Source organism: Nonomuraea jabiensis (assembly GCF_014204795.1).
In the GTDB taxonomy this organism is placed as follows: domain Bacteria; phylum Actinomycetota; class Actinomycetes; order Streptosporangiales; family Streptosporangiaceae; genus Nonomuraea; species Nonomuraea jabiensis.
The window spans coordinates 5,060,561-5,076,725 of sequence record NZ_JACHMB010000001.1 but is presented as its reverse complement, the minus strand read 5'-3'; the positions used below and the strand labels follow the sequence as shown (position 1 = coordinate 5,076,725).

The following is a 16,165-nucleotide window of genomic DNA, read 5'->3' as shown; positions in this document are numbered from 1 at the left end:
GCGGGACGCTCACTCACTCTGTTCCTCCTGTCCACGTACTTCCTGGCGGCCCCGTCGCACACCCTGCTGGTAGCTGGCCATCCGGCTGCGCATCCGATCCGCCGACACGGGCGGCATCGGAGCCGGCCGCTGCGGCTGCTGCGGCTGCGCCTGCTGGTTCGCCGTACCGGGAACCAGGTTGGCCTTGGGGGTGCGCTTCGGTAGCCCGGCGGCGGTGATGCCGCCGAGGCTGGGCTCGACGGCAGCGGCCGCCGCGCGCCAACCGGCGTCGGCCGCCGTTCGCCACGCTTCCTCCCCAGAGGGTACGGCTTGCGAGGGCTTGTCCTCACCATCTCTGGTCACCTGCGGCGCCGCCTCCTCCGGCGGCCGGCGGAACCAGGCGGACTCCACCGCCGCGAAGATCGGCAGGAACTCCTCCTGCTCCGGCTCCATCGGCGACACCTCGACCGAGGGCGTCGGGTCGGGCCTGCGCACGTCGTTCGTGGGGTACGACGGGGGCGGCGGAGGCGTCTGGAACGCGCCATTTCCGGATGGGTAGGAGCCCGCGCTGGGGAGCGAGGGAAAGACGCCGGAGTCGAGGGAGGGCGTCTGCCTGCGGTAGGAGCCGCCGTCGGTGTCGGCGGTGAATCCGTTCACGCCGGCCCTGCCGGGGTCCGAGTGGTACGGCCCGCTGTCGAACGAGCTGTCGAACGAGCGCGGTCCCGGCGTGCTCTCCGGAGTCGGGAAACCGTGCCTGGGGGCGGGCCCGGCGGGGCGCCGGCCGCCGTCGAAGGAGTCGAAGCTGCCGAACGACCGGAACGTCCCGTTCTGCACGGGCGGGCTCGCCGGGGTGGGCACGGTGCCGCCGCCGAACGCGGGTCGCTGCGGCAGCGGCTGCTGCTGCGTGCCGTCGACGATCAGCGTGGGCGGGAGCAGCACCATCGCGATCAGACCGGCGCCCTCGCCCTTCCTGAGCTGGACCCGGATGCCGTGGCGCAGCGCCAGGCGGCCGACCACGAACAGGCCCATGCGCCGGGAGACCGACACGTCCACAACGGGCGGCTCGGCCAGGCGGCGGTTGGCCTCGGCCAGCTCCTCCTCGGTCATGCTGATGCCGGTGTCGCTCACCGACAGCAGCGCGCCGCCGCCCTCGATGAGGCTGCTGGTGACGACGACCTGGGAGTTGCTCGGGGAGAACTGGATGGCGTTCTCGACCAGCTCGGCGACCAGGTGGACCAGGTCGTTCGCGGCGCTGCCGAGCACGGAGGTGGCCCGGTGCACCTTGACCTGGACGCGCTCGTAGCCCTCGACCTCCGACAGCGCGGCGCGTACGACGTCGACCAGCTTGGCCGGCTGGCTGCGCCGGCGGGTGGCCTCGTGGCCGGCCAGGACCAGGAGGTTCTCGGAGTTGCGGCGCATGCGGGTGGCCAGGTGGTCGAGCTTGAACAGGTCGGCCAGCCGGGCGCCGTCCTGCTCGCCCTTCTCCAGGCCGTCGATCAGCGAGATCTGCCGCTCGACCAGCGTCTGGGTGCGGCGCGAGAGGTTGACGAACATCGAGCTGATGTTGCTGCGCAGCTCGGCCTCCTCGCCCGCCAGCCGCACCGCCTGCTGGTGCACCTGGTCGAAGGCCCTGGCGACCTCGCCGATCTCGTCGTTGCCGTCGACCTCGATCGGCCGTACCTCGCCGACGGACGCGTCGCCGCTGGCCCGCAGCCGGTGCACCACGTCGGGGAGCCGGAAGCCGGCCACCTCCAGCGCCTCAGTACGCAGCCGGCGCAGCGGGGTGACCATGGAGCGGGCGATGGCCACGGTGAGCAGCAGGACCAGCAGCAGCAGCGCCAGGATCAGGATCCCCGCGACGATCGCGTTGCGGATCTCCGACTCGCGCAGCTCCTTGCTGCGCAGGCTCACCTGCCCGGCCAGCTCCTTCTCGATGCCGTGCAGCACGTCGATGGAGACGGAGTTCTCGTTGAACCACTGCTCGCGGCTGCCGTTGGCGGAGATCAGGTTGTCGCTGATCCGCGCGCCCGGCGCCCGGCCGCTGGCCAGCGTGACCGCGCGCGACTTGGTGAGCTGGACGTTGACGTACTCGGGCTGGGAGGTGAGTGCCTTGGACAGCTGGAGCCCGACCTCGACGCCGGCCTCCGCGCCGACTTCGGAGATGTCGCTCTGCTCGCGGGCGTTGGAGGCGATGAACTGCTCGACCTCCTTGGCGTCCACGCGCTGGGTGTCGTAGGAGGCCTGGAGCAGCTGGACGCGCTGCCGGGAGATCTCCTCCTTGGCCGCGGCGAGCGCGCTCAGGGCGCGGAACTGGCCGATGATCTGCGGGTCGTCGGACAGCAGGCTCAGCTCGTCGTGCAGCTTGAGCAGGGTGTCGGTGAGGAAGTCGTACCGGATGGTCGCGGTCTGGCCCTCGGCGCGGATCCTCGGCAGCCGGCCCAGGTCGTACCTCACCTGCTGGGCGGCCTTGACGATGCGGGGACCGTACGAGTCGTCGATCGTGTCGAGGTCGGCGCTGACGGTCTTGACCAGCGCGTCCACCGCGGCCTTGCGCTGCGCGAGCGGCTGGGCGAGCTTCTTGCGCATGGCGCGGTTGGCGCCGATCCAGCCGCCCGTGTCACGCTCCAGCCCGATCGCCTGCAGGAGGTCGCGGATATGGCCCGCCTGCTCCGCCCCGGTCGCCGTGCGGTCGTAGGCGCCGATGCTCTGGACCGATCCGACGACTCGCGCTCCCCCGAGCACGACGCCGGCGATGGTGGGCACCAGGATCAGGGCGGTGAGCCGCCACCGTACGCGCCAGTTTCTCAGGCCCAGGCGTGGCAGCGGCCGCTTTGCGCGGTCCCGCTTCACGGCTGGGCCGCTGTCGGAGTTCCCCGTCACTGCTTCCGCTACCCCTCAATCGTCCCGTCCCCGACGGGCCTTCAAGCCGTCCACAAGGTATCCGCAGCTTCTGACTTACCGGGCATTTCGGACACAATCGTTACACATGTGACCGGTAGTCGTGTGCTGTTGGTTATCGCAGTGCGGCCAGGACCTGATCGCGGACTTGCGCCCTCTGCACGGCGTCGCTGAGGGGGCGACCGGCGCGATCCACGACATAGAAGACGTCCACCGCCTCCGCGCCGAGAGTCTCCACGCGAGCGGCCCTCACGTCAAGACCGCACTCGCCGAACGCCCGTCCGATACGCCACAGAAGTCCCGGCCTGTCATGGGCCCTGACTTCCACCACGGTGGCGGTCGCGGAAGCGTCGTCGACCAGTGTCACCCGAGGTGGGGCCACAGGTACGCGGGGCGGCCGCATGGCCCGCGCCCGGCGGGCCAGCCGCTGCTCGATGTCAAGACGGCCGGCAAGGACGAGACGGAGATCGGACTCCAGCGTCGCGGGGTCCGGCGGGGAGCCGTACTCGGGGATGACGGAGAACTCGATCACCGCGGTGGAGCCCGCGGAGGCGGACGAGGCGGAGCGCACGATGAGCCGGTGCGCGGACAGCACGCCGGCGGCGCTCCAGAGCAGCCCCACCCGGTCGGGGGCGACGACCGTGACGGCTCCCCCGTTGACGCGGACGGCCCCGCCGCCGTGCCGGGCGAGCGCGGTCTGATCGGCCGACAGGGTCGGCGGCTTGGGCGGCGGCGAGCCGGCCAGCACGGACCTGACCCGGCGCACGAGGTCGGCCACGAGCCCGGCCTTCCAGCTGTTCCAGGCGGCCGGCCCGGTCGCGTTGCCGTCGGCGACCGCGAGCGCGGCCAGCAGGTCGAGGACCTCCCGGGTGCCCACGGTCGCGGCGACCTTCTCGATCGTGACGGGGTCGTCGAGGTCCCTGCGGGTGGCCGTCTCGGGCAGCAGCAGGTGGTGGCGTACGACGGTGGCGAGGGTGTCGACGTCCTGCGCGGGCAGGCCGATGCGGGTGGCGATGTCGCGGACCACGACCTCGCCGGTGGCCGAGTGGTCCCCGGGCCAGCCCTTGCCGACGTCGTGCAGGAGCGCGCCGATCAGCAGGAGGTCCGGACGGGAGACCTCGCGCGTGTGGCTGGCGGCGTTCGCGGCGGCCTCGATCAGGTGCCGGTCCACCGTGAAGCGGTGGATCGGGTTGCGCTGGGGACGGTGGCGTACGCGTTCCCAGTCAGGAAGCAACTTGACAAGGATGCCCGCCTGGTCGAGCTCCTCCCACACGGGCACGGCGGCGCGGCCCGCGCCGAGGATCGACACCAGCGAGTCGCGGGCCTCCTCCGGCCACGGCACCGGCATGGGAGGCGACTGAGCTGCGAGCACGGACACCGTCGCGGGGGCGAGCGGCAGCCCGGAGTCGGCCGCCGCGGCGGCGGCGCGCAGCACCAGCACGGGATCCTTGCGCGGGTCGACCCCTCTGGCGAGCACCACCTCGCCGGCGTGCTCGACCACGCCGTCCGCCAGCGGGCGGCGGCCTCGGGGAGCGGGGCCTGACAGGAGCCTGTCAACGGTGCGCCAGGTGCCGTCGAAGGCGTGGGAGATGGTACGGCCCGCCTCGGCGAGCCTGCGCATGAGCGCCTCCGCGTCGAGCAGGCCGAGCACCCCCGCCACGGCGTCCTGCTCCTGCAGCACCAGCCGGTCGGTGCCGCGGGCGGTGACGACGTGCAGCGCGTGCCGCACGTCGAGGATGAACTCGTACGCCTCGCGCGCCCTTGGCCCGGGCGCCGAGGCGACCCAGGCGGCGGCCACCGCCTGCATGGCCTGGACGTCACGGAGCCCGCCGCGCCCGTCCTTGAGATCGGGTTCCAGCAGGAAGGCGAGCTCACCGCTGACCTGGGCCCGCTTGTCGGCCGCGTCACGCAGCTCGCCGAGCCGGCGCCGGGAGTCGGCCCGCCACTCGGCCAGCACCGCCTCCCTGGCCTTCCTGGTCAGCTCGGCGTCGCCGGCCACGTGCCGGGCCTGGATGAGGCCGAGCACGGCCTTCAGGTCCTGCCTGGCGACGCTCACCGCTTCCTCGACCGTCCGCACGGAGTGGTCGAGGTTGACCGCGGAGTCCCAGACCGGATACCAGATCCGGTCCGCGATCCTGGCCACGTCGGGCCGGCCGTTGTGCAGCAGGACCAGGTCGAGGTCGCTGCCTGGTGCCAGTTCGCCCCTCCCGAGGCTCCCGACGGCGACCAGTGAGACGTGGTCGCCGTCGCTCGCCGTGCGGAAGAGATCCTTGAGCCAGCGGTCGGTGTCCGCGGTCCGCTCCTTGCGGGCCGCGGCGTACGAACGGGCCTCTCCCCTCAATGCTCTGCCCCCTTGCCGAGCCGCTTGCTGGGCTCCGCCCGGACGCCGTCGTCCGGGCGTCGCCGTGGATCCGTCGTTTCGGCCGAGCCCCGCCGGGTCACAGGGCCTCAGGACCCCGCTCTCCCGTGCGAACACGGACGACGGTGTCCACCGGGACCGACCAGACCTTGCCGTCGCCGATCTTGCCGGTGTGCGCCGCCTTGACGATGACGTCGATCACGTCCTCGGTGTCATCCTCTTCGGCGAGGACCTCCAGGCGGACCTTCGGCACCAGGTCGACCTGGTACTCGGCGCCGCGGTAGACCTCGGTGTGGCCGCGCTGGCGGCCGTAGCCGCTCGCCTCGCTGACCGTCATGCCCTTGATGCCGAACTGTTCGAGTGCGGCCTTCACGTCATCGAGCTTGAAAGGCTTGATGATCGCCGTGATGAGCCTCATGCGTCCACCTTCTTAGCTGCCGGGGCGGTGGGCCCGTTGGGGGAGGTCACGCCGGAGGCGTAGACCGTGCCGAGGTCGTACCCCGTCTCGGCGTGCGCGGTGACGTCGATACCGGTGCGCTCGTCCTCGGTGGAGATCCGGAAGCCCATCGTCTTGTCGATGATCTTCCCGAGAACCCAGGTGATGACGAAGGAGTAGCCGCCGACCGCGACCGGGCCGAGCACCTGCAGGCCCAGCTGGCCGAAGCCGCCGCCGTAGAACAGACCCTTGCTCTGCTGGTCGAGGAAGGGGTACGCGGCCAGGAAGCCGAGCGAGACGGCGCCGATGACGCCACCCACCAGGTGCACGCCGACCACGTCGAGGGAGTCGTCGAAGCCGAGCTTGTACTTCAGGCCGACGGCGTACGCGCACAGGACACCGGCGAGCAGGCCGATGAGCATCGCGGCCCACGGGTCCACGAAACCACAGGCGGGGGTGATGGCGACCAGACCGGCGACCGCGCCGGAGGCGACGCCGAGGCTGGTGGCGTGCCCGTCGCGCAGCTTCTCCACGACGAGCCAGGCGCCCGCGGCGACCGCGGTGGCGATCTGGGTGTTCATGAACGCCAGGCCGGCCGTGCCGTCGACGGCCAGCTCGGAGCCGGCGTTGAAGCCGAACCAGCCGAACCACAGCAGGCCCGCGCCGAGCAGGACGAACGGCAGGTTGTGCGGCCGCATCGGCTCCTTGCGCCAGCCGGCGCGCTTGCCGAGCACGAGACACAGGGCCAGGCCCGCGGCGCCGGCGTTGATGTGGACGACCGTGCCGCCCGCGAAGTCCTCGATGCCCATCGTGTTGAGCCAGCCGGTGCCCCACACCCAGTGGGCGATCGGGAAGTAGACGATCGTCGCCCAGAGGATGGAGAAGAGGATCCACGCCCCGAACTTCGCCCGGTCCGCGATCGCGCCACTGATCAGCGCGACGGTGATGATGGCGAAGGTCAGCTGGAAGGCGGAGAAGACCAGGCTCGGCATGCCGGTGCCGTCGTCCTTGGTGGCCGTGTCCACCAGACTCTGCAGGCCGAGTGCGTCGAAGCCGCCGACCACGTTGTTGATCGCCGAGCTGGGGTTGTCGGTGAACGCCAGCGAGTGCCCGAACAGCACCCAGGCGATGGTCACCGTGATGATGGCGCCGAACGACATCATCATCATGTTCAGGACACTCTTGGCCCTGGTCATGCCCCCGTAGAAGAAAGCGAGACCCGGAGTCATCAGCAACACCAGCGCGGTGGCCGCGAGCATCCAGGCTGTGGTGCCGCTATCGATCTTCACGACGCGACCCTCCTTACATGTGACGTGTGGCCACAGCGTGTTCGTCCGGGGTTTCATGACTCGACCAGGCGTGTTTCACATTCGTGAATCTCGCCACACTGGTGTTTCGGCCGCGTTTCGGTGTTCTCACACCTCCCATTTCGGCTCAGCAATATCAGCCATGAGATACTTAGGTTTGCCTAACCTTCGATCAAGGAATGCCGATGCGTCTTCGCCTGGCCGTCGCCGCCATGCTCCCCGTCCTCGCCCTCGCCGCCTGCGGCACCTCGACGTCCTCGCAGGAGGCAGGACCGACCCGGACCGTCAAGCACGCGATGGGAGAGACGAAGGTGCCGATGACCCCCAAGCGGGTGGTGGTGCTCGACACGGACAAGCTCGACACGATGGTCTCGCTCGGCCTCGCCCCGGTCGGCGCCGCGCAGGCGTCCCAGAACCAGAACTGGCCCGCCTACCTCGGCTCGGCCCTGTCGGCCACCAAGGCGGTCGGCACCACCCAGGCCCCCAGCATCGAGGCCATCATGGCGCTCAAGCCGGACCTCATCCTGGGCAGCAAGTTCCGGCAGGCGGCCTTCTACGACAAGCTCAGCAAGATCGCGCCGACCGTGTTCACCGAGAAGGTCGGCATCACCTGGAAGGACAACTTCCTGCTCGACGCCGAGGCGCTGGGCAAGAAGGACCAGGCCCAGAAGCTGCTGTCGGATTTCGAGACGCGGGCCAAGGAGGTGGGCGCGAAGTTCTCGAAGCTGAAGGTGAGCATCGTGCGGTTCATGCCCACCGAGATCCGCATGTACGGGCCCGAGTCCTTCAGCGGCATCGTGGTGGGTGACGCGGGCATCCAGCGGCCGGAGGTGCAGAAGCTGGCCGGCCAGGCCGACAAGCGCTTCGGCAAGCTGAGCCAGGAGAACATCGCCCAGGCGGACGGCGACGCGATCTTCTACACCGCGTACGGGGAGGCGGCGGCCAAGTCGCAGGCCACGGTCACCGGCGGGCCGCTGTGGAAGAACCTCGGCGCGGTCAAGTCGAACAACGCGCACAACGTGGACGACGAGATCTGGATGACCGGCATCGGAGTCACGGCGGCCGGCAAGATCCTGGACGACCTGGACAAGTACCTCACGCCGCTGGCGTCGTAGGTCACGGGGTCACACGGGGTCGGCGGCGCTACGCGTCCAGGCGTACCCGGTCGCCTTTCCTGACCCTCCCGGGCCGCACCACTCGCGCGTACACCCCCGCGCAGGGCTGCGGCCCCATGTCGAACACCGGTACCCGGTTGTGCCTGGCCACCGTGCGCAGCGCGTCGGCATCGCGCCCGAGGCTCCCGTGTTCGAGCGTCGGCACCGCGCAGCGCGGGCTGGCCACGATCACCGCCAGCACCACCTCGTCACCGATGCGCAGCTCACGCCCCACCCAGTGGTTCTCCACGAATCCCTCCGCCTCCGTGCCGATCACCAGGTTGGGCCGGTAGCGGAGGGCCTCGACGGTGCCGCGCGGGCCGAGCGCGCCGATCCGCGCGATCGCCGAGGTCGTGACGAGGTGGATGGGGGCGAAGTCGAAGAACGTCCCGGCGGGTGAGGCGCCGCCGAGCGTGCCGGCGGTGTGGGGGACCTCCGCCTCGATGCCCTCGGCCAGCACCCGTTCCGGCACCGAGCGCTCGAACTCGGCGCCCTCCGGAGGCACGTCGATCAGCCGCACCTCCCGCCCGAGCAGCCTCGACAGTTCCTCGTCACCGGGGGCTCCGGCGCCCTCGACCGTGAGCAGGCCGCGCCAGAGGCGGGGGTTCTTGGCGCTGGCGATCTTGCCGGTCGCGACGTCGAGCACCGCCCGGACCCGGTCCCCGGCCAGCCCGCGCTCGGTCACCTCGCTCTCGGTCAGCTCCTCCCCCAGCATCGACTTGACGGGGTAGCGACGCAGCGCCTCCAGGTACATGAGGCGATCTTACGGCTGCGACCCGAGCCTACGGCTGTGCCCAGAACCGCCTCAGATGCGGCACCAGCTCGTCCGCCCGATCGTCGGGGAAGAACAGCCGCCCGCCCTCGATCTCGACGATCTCCTTGACGCCGGGGATCGTGTCCCGCAGCCACCGGGCCCAGCTCACGTCGAAGAACACATCTCCCGTGCCCCAGACCAGGAGCGTCGGCACGGTCAGCACGGTGAGCTGCGGCTCGATGGCGATCAGGTCCTTGGCGTCGATGGAGGTCAGCAGGCGCTCGAAGGCCCGGCCGCCGCCGGGCTTGGCGAAGACCGGCCGCAGGTACGCCTCCACCAGCGCCGCCGGGTCGTCGATCCGCTCGTAGCCCTCGCCGTACGCGGTCTGGGCCAGGAGCTCCGGCCGGTCCAGGACGAGCGCGGTGAGCGCGGCCAGCTCGCCCCTGGCGGCCAGGTCGACCGTGGGCTTGAACGCCTCGGGCGGGGTGTTGGTGTGCACGTCGCAGTTGGTGAGGGTGAGCGTACGCAGGCGCTCGCGGTGGCGTACGGCGAAGACCTGGGCCACGGCGCCGCCGGTGTCGTTGGCGACGAGATCCACGTCGGCGAGCCCGAGCCCCTCGCACAGCTCCTCGACGGCCTCGGCCAGCGCGGGGATCGAAAGGTCGTCGCGCGGGGCGCTGCCGCCGTGCAGCGGCAGGTCGATGGCCACGCAGCGACGCTCGTCGCGGAACGCGGCGATGACGTTGCGCCACAGGTACGAGCTGGTGCCGACACCGTGCACGAACAGGCTGACCGGCCCTTCCCCCACGTCGACGTAGCTGATGCCCTCCATGGGACCCTCCTCGGGCGGATTACAAACCGACTGTCGGTCTGCTGTTGGTTCATGAAATTACCGACTGATAGTCGGTTTGTCTATGGTGGATCCATGAACCTCAAGGCGGAACGCGGCGCGGCCACCCGCGACAGGGTCCTGTCGATCGCCACGCGGCTGTTCGCCGACCGGGGCTACGACGACACCTCCATCGAGGTGGTGCTGCAGGAGTCGGGGCTGAGCCGGGGGGCGCTGTACCACCACTACGCCGGCAAGGACGCCCTCTTCGAGGCGGTGCTGGAGGCCACGGAGTCGGCCATCGGCGGCAAGATCCGGCAGGCCGTCCGCGGCATCACCGACCCGGCGGCCGCCCTCCGCGCCGGCGTGCTGGCCTGGATCTCACTCGCCGGGGACCCGGTCATCCAGCGCATCGTCCTCATCGACGCGCCCGCCGTCATGGGTTGGGAGCGGTGGCGGGCCATGGAGGAGCGCTACTCGTTCGGGATGCTGAAGGCGGCGCTGGGGGCGACGGGGGCGGTGCCGGCCGCGTTCCTGGACCTGCACGCGCACATGCTGCTGGCGGCCGTCAACGAGAGCGCCCTGATGGTGGCCCGCGGCGGCGACCCCACCACCGCGATGGCCGCCGTCGAAGAATTCCTCCGCCGCCTCCTCCAACCCTAGGACGCCGCACCGCCGCGCCCCCGCACCGCCGCGACACCCGAGCGTCCTACGACCCGCCACACCACTCGCGCCCGTCACCCCGCAGCGCCGCGTCGGCGGGACGTGGTGCGGCGGAGACCCGCGCCCATCACAGCGCCCAACCCCGACAACGCCCGAACCCCAGGCAGTGCCTAGGGTCGGACGTAAGTGGGCGCGGTCAGGCGGCCGCGGTGGCCATTTTGCGGAGGCGGGCCAGGGCGTCGCGTTCGATGCGGCGGGCGCGGTCGCGGCCGATGCCGTAGCGCTCCCCGACCTCGGTGAGCGTGTGCTCGCGCCCGTCCACCAGCCCGTACCGCCACCGCAGCATCTCGCTGGTGTCGCCCTCGAGCCCCGTCAGCCACTGGTCCAGCCGCTCGCGCTCCAGGATGTCGATGGCCTGCTGCTCGGGATCGGCCCACGTCTCGTCGGCGATCATGTCGCCGAGTTCCGTCTCGTCCTCGTCGCCCACTCCGAGCTGGAGCGAGACCGGGTCGGAGGCCCAGCGCCGCAGCTCGCGTACGCGCTCGATCGGCAGGTCGAGGATCTCGGCGAGATCGTCGTCCGTGGGCTCGGCGTCGAACTCCGCCAGCATGTCGCGGCGCACCCGCATGAGCCGCGTCATCTGCTCCCCCGCGTGCGTGGGCAGGCGCACCGGGCGGGCCTGCTCGTGGATGGCGCGCCCCACCGACTGCCGGATCCACCACGTCGCGTACGTGGAGAACTTGTACCCCCGCCGGTAGTCGAACTTCTCCACCGCCCTGACCAGCCCCAGGTTCCCTTCCTGCACCAGGTCGATCAGCGGCATCCCCCGCCCCGAGTATTTCCTGGCCACCGCCACCACCAGGCGCAGGTTGGCCTGGATGAACTCGTCCTTCGCCCGCTGGCCGGAGACGGCCAGGCGCTCCAGCTCCTCGTCGGCCGCGTCCCCGATCCGCGGCTCCGAGCCCCCGCTGTCGAGCAGCTGCTCGGCGAAGAGACCCGCCTCGATCCGCTTGGCGAGCTCCACCTCTTCCTCCGCCGTGAGCAGCGGGACCCGGCCGATCTCAGCCAGGTATGTCCCCAGCAGATCGCGCTCGGCGACGTGCTGCTCCTGCGTGCGACTCCCCGTAGGCCTTGCCATCCCCAGGCACCTCGTTCCGCAGCTGCGTTCTATACCCGGCCAACGTCCGGCCAAATGCAAAGATTCCCAAAACCAGTACGTCGCAGGGATGGTTCTGGATGTCCTCCTAAAGGAGGAGACCGCCGCGAAACACCTGGTGAACGAGGGGGACGCCGGGCCGGTAAGCAAGGTGTACGTAGGAGGGGGCATCGAGCACGACGAGGTCGGCGCGGGCTCCGGGCCGCAGCCAGCCTACGTCCGTACGGCGCAGCGCGCGCGCCCCGCCGTACGTCGCCGCCCTGATGGCCTCCAGCGGCGTCATCCGCATCTCACGCACGGCCAGCGCCACGCAGAACGCCATCGACGACGTGAACGACGACCCCGGGTTGCAGTCGGTCGCCAGCGCCACGGTCGCCCCCGCGTCGATCAGCCTCCGGGCGTCCGGGTACGGCGACCGCGTCGAGAACTCCGCCCCCGGCAGCAGCGTCGCCACCGTGTCCGACGAGGCCAGCGCGTCCACGTCGGCCGGCGTCAGATGGGTGCAGTGGTCGGCCGAGGCGGCGCCCAGCTCGCAGGCGATGCGCACGCCCGGCCCCTCCCCGAGCTGGTTGGCGTGCACCCGCACCCCCAGCCCCGCCTTGAGCCCGGCGCCCAGGATCTCGCGCGTCTGGTCGCCGTCGAAGGCCCCCCGCTCGCAGAACACGTCGACCCACCTGGCGTACGGGGCGCACGCGTCGAGCATCTCCCCGGCGACCAGCCGCACGTAGGAGTCGGCGTCCATGCCGGCGGGCACGACGTGCGCCCCCAGGAACGTGGTCTCAGCAGTCAGTCCGGCGGCGATCTCCAGCGAGCGCCGCTCGTCCTCGACGGTCAGGCCGTAACCGCTCTTGATCTCGACGGTCGTGGTGCCCTGGGCGAGCATCTCGCCCACCAGGGCACGCGCGTGGGCGGCCAGCTCGGCGTCCCCGGCCTGCCGGGTGGCGGCGACCGTGGTCCGGATGCCGCCTCCGGTGTACGGCTCGCCGGACATGCGGGCCTGGAACTCAGCCGTCCGGTCACCGGCGAAGATCAGGTGAGCGTGGCTGTCCACGAAGCCGGGGATGACGGCGCGGCCCTCGACGTCCACCCGCTCGTCGGCGTCGGGGGCCTGGGCGGCGGGCCCGGCCCAGGCGACCAGGCCGTCGGCCACGACCAGCGCCGCATCGGGGATCTCCTCGCGCTCGGGGTCGCCGGTGTACAGCGAGCCGATCCCGTCGATCAGCGTCGTGCTCATCGCACCCTCCGTATCGCCTCTGCCAGCAGGGATCCGGCGTCGCCGAGCCGGTGCCGCCCGTCCTTGACGACGCGGCGGCCGCCGGAGACCACCGAGTGCACGTCCGCCGCCGTGGCCGCGAACACCACGGCCTCCGGCCCGCTCGCGCCCGCCGTCCGTACGGAGTCGAGCCGTACCGACACCAGGTCGGCCCACGCGCCGGGCGACAGCAGCCCCGCGTCGGGGAACCCGAGGGAGGCGTGGCCCGCGACGGTCGCGGCGGCGAGCAGGTCGGCGGCGCTCCAGTTGCCGCGCTTGCCGCTGCGCAGCCGCTCGTCCAGCTCGACCCCGCGCGCCTCCTCGAACAGGTCGATCACGGCGTGGCTGTCGGAGCCGAGCGTGATCCGCGCGCCCCGGTCGGCCGCCGCCCTGGCCGGGCCGATGCCGTCGGCGAGGTCGCGTTCGGTGGTGGGGCACATGCAGATGTGCGTGCGGGACTGGGCGATCAGCTCGATGTCCACGTCGGTCAGGTGGGTGGCGTGCACGGCGGTCGAACGCGGCCCCAGGGCGCCCCGCTCGTGCAGCACCTGGACCGGCGTGGCCGCGTACATCTCCACGCAGGCGGCGTTCTCGGCCGGCTGCTCGGACACGTGCATGTGGAGGGGGCCCGCGTGCCGGTGGGAGAACTCGGCCACGACCGGCATCTGCTCCGGCGGCACCGCGCGCACCGAGTGGATGGCCGCGCCGATCTCCACGTCGGGCTGCCCCTCGTAGGCCGCCGCCAGGTCGTCGGCCCTGACCGCCCAGCGCTCGGCGTCGCCGTCGGTGAAGCGCAGCTGCGCCCCGGTGAGCGGGGCGCCGATGCCGCCGGTCAGGTAGCAGGTGTCGAGCAGCGCGATGCGCAGGCCCGCCTCGCGGGCCGCGCGGACGAGGGCGTGGCCCATCTCGTTGGCGTCGTCGTACGGGCGGCCGTCCGGCCCGTGGTGCAGGTAGTGGAACTCGCCCACGCAGGTCACCCCGGCCAGCGCCATCTCCGCGTAGACGGCCCTGGCCAGCTGCAGGTAGGAGTCGGGTTCCAGCGCCGCCGCCACCTCGTACATCCGCTCGCGCCAGGTCCAGAAGTCGCCCTTGCCCTCCTGGGCGGTGCCGCGCAGCGCGCGGTGGAAGGCGTGGGAGTGGGCGTTGGCCAGGCCGGGAACGGTGATCCCCGGCAGGCGCTCGGCCGTGCCCGGCGGGCCCTGCCCGACGCTCGCGATCCTCTCGCCCTCGACCTCGATGAGCACGCCGTCGGCGACCCCGCCGGGCAGCCAGGCCTGCTCGCACCAGTAGGTCAGCGGCACAGGTCCTCCAGCACGTCCGCGAGTGCGACGACTCCCGCCTCGCAGTCTGCCCGCTCGGCGTGCTCGTCGGGGGAATGGGACACGCCGGTGGGGTTCCTGACGAACAACATCGCGCTCGGAACGCCCGCCGTGGCCAGGATCCCCGCGTCGTGGCCCGCCCCCGTGGGCAGGACGGGCGCGGGCGTGTCGCCTCCCGCGACCCTGGCCAGGCGTTCCCTGAGCGGCACGGCGAAATCGACGACCGGCGTCCACGACTCCTCCCGGACCGTGGCCGGCGCCTCCTCGGCCAGCTCGGCGACGAGGGCGCGCACGGCGGCCTCGTCCGCCCCGCGGGCGTCGAGCCAGGCCGAGACCAGGCCGGGGATGGCGTTGGCGTTGCCCGGCGCGACGCGTACCTTGCCGACCGTGGCCACCACGTCGCGGCGCGCCGCGCCCGCGCGGGCGGCCAGCACCATGCGGGCGAACGGCAGCATCGGGTCGTCCCGGTCGGCCAGCCGGGTGGTGCCCGCGTGGTCGGCCCGGCCGTGGAAATCGAAGCGCCAGCGTCCGTGCGGCCAGATCGCCGCGGCCACGCCCACCGGCCGTCCCTCGTGGACCAGCGCCTGCCCCTGCTCGACGTGGAGCTCCACGAACGTGCCGACCGTGGCGAGCGTCTCGTCGTCCCGCCCCAGCTCGTACGGCGCCCGCCCGGCCTTCGTCAGGACGTCGGCCAGCGTGTCGCCGGAGTCGTCCGTGAGCGCGAGGGCCCGCTCCGGCGCCAGCACGCCCGTGAGCAGCCTCGACCCCATGCACGGCACCCCGAACCTGGCGCCCTCCTCGTCGGTGAAGCAGACCACGCCGACCGGCCTGGCGGGCGTGATCCCGCGCTCCTTCAGCAGGTCCAGGGCGGCGAAGGCCGACACGACCCCGAGCGGACCGTCGTACGCGCCGCCCTGCCGTACGGAGTCGAGGTGGCTCCCGGTCACCACGCCGGGGCGGCCGGAAGGGTCGCCCCACCACGCCCAGAGGTTGCCGTTGCGGTCTTCGCGCAGGTCGAGCCCCCGTCGCCCGGCCTCGCCCGCGAACCACTCGCGTAGCTCCATGTCAGCGGCCGACCAGGCGTCCCTGACGTAGCCTCCGGTCGCCGGATCCCGTCCTATGTGCGCGAGTGGTTCAAGCATGGCCCCACTGTAGTGAATGGATCCATTCAGTTGACAGGCCCTCCCCTGGGCCGGAGGGTCAGCTCGGTGAGGTGGGCGTCGGGGCCCGCGGTGACGGCGGCCAGCACCGCCCGCGCCACACTCTGCGGCGTGAGGTACTTCTCGGGCTCGAACTCGCCGCCCTCGTAGCGGCGCAGCTCGCGCTGCATGTCGGTGGCGGTCCGGCCCGGGTAGACGGTCGTCACCCGCAGCCGCGGCTCCTCCAGCCGCAGCGCATCAGCGAACGCCTTCAGCGCGAACTTGCTGGCCGCGTAGGCGCCCCACTCGGGGTTGGCCCGCTGCCCCGAACCCGAGTTGACGCAGACCACGTGTCCCTCGGCCGTGCGCAGCGCGGGCAGCAGCAGCCGGGTCAGCTCGGCGACCGCGACGACGTTCACCTCCAGCGTCTCGCGCCACGCGGCCACGGGCAGGTCGGCGATCCGGCCCATCCGGTTGATCCCGGCGGAGTGGACGAGCACGTCGAGCCGGTCGATCCCGGCGACGTCCGCCTCCGTGAGCGCCGTCAGCTCCGCCGGCCAGACCCGCGCGTCGGGCAGCCCGGCCGCCACGGCGGCCAGCGACTCCTCGTCGCGGCCGTTGAGAATCACCTGGTGCGTGGGGCCCAGCGCCTCGGCCACAGCCGCGCCGATCCCGCGCGAAGCACCTGTGACCAGCGCAGTCGGTCGTTCGTTCATGGAGGTCAGCTTATTGATGTTGACAGCTACTCAAATTTGGTGGCGCTGACGTTCGTGGACCGGCTGGAAAAACAGGAGATTCCGCAGGCGCTGTATGGCAGGATGCAGCAGCTCAGACTGAGCGTCGAGATCCGTGGACACGCCCTCGGCACCAAGCATCGAACGGGTTGAGGCCGACGAATTGCCCTAAGGAGCTGACCCCCC

Annotated in this window: 14 protein-coding genes; 3 read left to right on the top strand and 11 right to left on the bottom strand. The window is 71.7% G+C overall.

Going from position 1 to position 16,165, the window contains the following annotated elements:
* Window positions 1–9: 9 nt before the first annotated feature.
* The 4 genes from HD596_RS23445 to HD596_RS23430 form a co-directional block, all read right to left on the bottom strand.
* Complete coding sequence (locus tag HD596_RS23445; RefSeq protein WP_185071482.1) at window positions 10–2,829, bottom strand: sensor histidine kinase; 2,820 nt, start codon at window positions 2,827–2,829, stop codon at window positions 10–12.
* Between the two features lie 163 nt (window positions 2,830–2,992).
* Window positions 2,993–5,329, bottom strand: a complete 2,337-nt coding sequence (locus HD596_RS23440) for a [protein-PII] uridylyltransferase (RefSeq protein WP_281398628.1) — start codon at window positions 5,327–5,329, stop codon at window positions 2,993–2,995.
* Window positions 5,316–5,654 carry a P-II family nitrogen regulator gene (locus HD596_RS23435; RefSeq protein WP_185071480.1) on the bottom strand — a complete coding sequence of 113 codons (339 nt, stop codon included), beginning with the start codon at window positions 5,652–5,654 and terminating at the stop codon, window positions 5,316–5,318. Before HD596_RS23435 ends, HD596_RS23440 begins: the two co-directional genes overlap by 14 nt.
* A complete protein-coding gene (locus HD596_RS23430) occupies window positions 5,651–6,961 on the bottom strand; it encodes an ammonium transporter (RefSeq protein WP_185071479.1) in 1,311 nt (436 codons plus the stop codon). The genes HD596_RS23435 and HD596_RS23430 overlap by 4 nt, the downstream gene beginning before the upstream one ends.
* A 203-nt stretch (window positions 6,962–7,164) precedes the next feature.
* Between HD596_RS23430 and HD596_RS23425 the strand changes: the two genes are divergently transcribed.
* Window positions 7,165–8,094: an ABC transporter substrate-binding protein gene (locus HD596_RS23425; protein ID WP_246554715.1), complete on the top strand. Its 930-nt coding sequence runs from the start codon at window positions 7,165–7,167 to the stop codon at window positions 8,092–8,094.
* Window positions 8,095–8,122: 28 nt separating this feature from the next.
* On the opposite strand, the gene HD596_RS23420 is transcribed toward HD596_RS23425, so the two are convergent.
* Window positions 8,123–8,887, bottom strand: a complete 765-nt coding sequence (locus HD596_RS23420) for an MOSC domain-containing protein (RefSeq protein ID WP_185071477.1) — start codon at window positions 8,885–8,887, stop codon at window positions 8,123–8,125.
* 28 nt (window positions 8,888–8,915) lie between these two features.
* Window positions 8,916–9,719 carry an alpha/beta fold hydrolase gene (locus tag HD596_RS23415; protein ID WP_185071476.1) on the bottom strand — a complete coding sequence of 268 codons (804 nt, stop codon included), beginning with the start codon at window positions 9,717–9,719 and terminating at the stop codon, window positions 8,916–8,918.
* 93 nt (window positions 9,720–9,812) lie between these two features.
* Here HD596_RS23415 and HD596_RS23410 point away from each other — a divergent pair, with 93 nt between their 5' ends.
* Window positions 9,813–10,379, top strand: a complete 567-nt coding sequence (locus HD596_RS23410) for a TetR/AcrR family transcriptional regulator (protein ID WP_185071475.1) — start codon at window positions 9,813–9,815, stop codon at window positions 10,377–10,379.
* A 196-nt stretch (window positions 10,380–10,575) separates the two neighbouring features.
* Here HD596_RS23410 and HD596_RS23405 read toward each other — a convergent pair whose 3' ends face one another.
* The 5 genes from HD596_RS23405 to HD596_RS23385 form a co-directional block, all read right to left on the bottom strand.
* Window positions 10,576–11,517, bottom strand: coding sequence for a sigma-70 family RNA polymerase sigma factor (locus HD596_RS23405; protein ID WP_185071474.1), 942 nt, complete (start codon window positions 11,515–11,517; stop codon window positions 10,576–10,578).
* 106 nt (window positions 11,518–11,623) lie between these two features.
* A complete protein-coding gene (gene hutI / locus HD596_RS23400; RefSeq protein WP_185071473.1) occupies window positions 11,624–12,769 on the bottom strand; it encodes an imidazolonepropionase in 1,146 nt (381 codons plus the stop codon).
* Complete coding sequence (locus tag HD596_RS23395; protein WP_185071472.1) at window positions 12,766–14,088, bottom strand: formimidoylglutamate deiminase; 1,323 nt, start codon at window positions 14,086–14,088, stop codon at window positions 12,766–12,768. The genes hutI and HD596_RS23395 overlap by 4 nt, the downstream gene beginning before the upstream one ends.
* Window positions 14,079–15,248, bottom strand: a complete 1,170-nt coding sequence (locus HD596_RS23390; RefSeq protein WP_185071471.1) for an allantoate amidohydrolase — start codon at window positions 15,246–15,248, stop codon at window positions 14,079–14,081. The genes HD596_RS23395 and HD596_RS23390 overlap by 10 nt, the downstream gene beginning before the upstream one ends.
* Window positions 15,249–15,274: 26 nt before the next feature.
* Window positions 15,275–15,961 carry an SDR family oxidoreductase gene (locus tag HD596_RS23385; RefSeq protein ID WP_185071470.1) on the bottom strand — a complete coding sequence of 229 codons (687 nt, stop codon included), beginning with the start codon at window positions 15,959–15,961 and terminating at the stop codon, window positions 15,275–15,277.
* Between the two features lie 39 nt (window positions 15,962–16,000).
* Between HD596_RS23385 and HD596_RS63830 the strand changes: the two genes are divergently transcribed.
* The gene (locus tag HD596_RS63830; RefSeq protein WP_281398270.1) at window positions 16,001–16,132 is read left to right on the top strand and encodes a hypothetical protein; all 132 of its coding nucleotides are present in this window, start codon (window positions 16,001–16,003) and stop codon (window positions 16,130–16,132) included.
* Window positions 16,133–16,165: the final 33 nt, after the last annotated feature.